This window comes from Streptomyces sp. WM6378, assembly GCF_001279695.1.
Lineage (GTDB): Bacteria > Actinomycetota > Actinomycetes > Streptomycetales > Streptomycetaceae > Streptomyces.
The window spans coordinates 1-1121 of record NZ_LGDD01000139.1 but is presented as its reverse complement, the minus strand read 5'-3'; the positions used below and the strand labels follow the sequence as shown (position 1 = coordinate 1121).

The following is a 1121-nucleotide window of genomic DNA, read 5'->3' as shown; positions in this document are numbered from 1 at the left end:
CCGCCAGATGCAACGCCACCAACGACGACGAACACGCCGTATCCACCGTCACCGCCGGACCCTCAAAACCAAAGGTGTACGACACCCGACCCGAAGCGATGCTGGCCGCGCTGCCGTTGCTGCGGAAGCCCTCGAACTGGTCGCCGACGAGGAGGTCCTCGTAATCGGTGTACATCACACCCGCGAAGACGCCCGTACGGCTGCCGCGCAGCGACGTCGGGTCGATGCCCGTCCGCTCGATGGCCTCCCAGGTCGTCTCCAGCAGCAGCCGCTGCTGCGAGTCCGTCGCCAGCGCTTCCCGGGGGCTCATCCCGAAGAACTCGGGGTCGAACTCCGCTGCGTTGTAAAGGAATCCACCGGAGCGGGTGTACGAGGTGCCGAATGCCTCGGGGTCCGGGTTGTGGAGGGCCGCCACGTCCCAGCCGCGGTCGGTGGGGAAGTCGGAGACCGCGTCCACGCCTTCGGACACCAGCCGCCACAGGTCCTCCGGCGAGGCAACGCCGCCCGGGTAGCGGCAGCTCATGCCGACGATCACCACCGGGTCGTCGGCCGTACCCGTCGAGGACGGCACTCGTGTCGGCAGCTCGACCTGCGCGTGCTCGCCGAACAACTCGTCCAGCAGAAAGTCGACCAGCGCGCCGGCCGTGGGGTAGTCGAAGACGGTGGTGGACGAAAGCCGCATGTCCGTGGCCTTGTTGAGCCGATTGCGCAGCTCGACGGCGGTCAGGGAGTCGAAGCCGAGGTCCTGGAAGGCCCGGTCCGGGTCGATCGTCTCCGGGCTCGCGTGCCCCAGGACCACCGCGACCTGGGCCCGCACCAAGTCCAACAGCGCCTCGCGGCGTTCCACCGTGCCCAGTCCGCTCAGGCGACTCACCAGGCCGGAGACGGTGGCCGAGCCGGCGACCACCGAGCGTCGGGTGCGGGTCTTGATCAGGCCGCGCAACAGGGGAAGCACCTCCCCTTGCTCGCGTAAGGTCGCCAAGTCGAAGCGGACGGGCAGCAGTTGGGTGCCGTCGGCCGCCAGCGCGGCGTCGAAGAGGGCCAGGCCCTCCTCGACAGACAGCGGCGGCATACCCTGCCGAGCGATCCGCTGAACATCCACATCACCCAGACCACCGGTC

At 69.0% G+C, this 1121-nt stretch carries 1 protein-coding gene; it reads right to left on the bottom strand.

Annotated features, from left to right (window positions below; translation table 11 throughout):
• Window positions 1-1121: acyl carrier protein (locus ADK54_RS14305; RefSeq protein ID WP_234392061.1), on the bottom strand; the 1121-nt coding region annotated here is incomplete at both ends.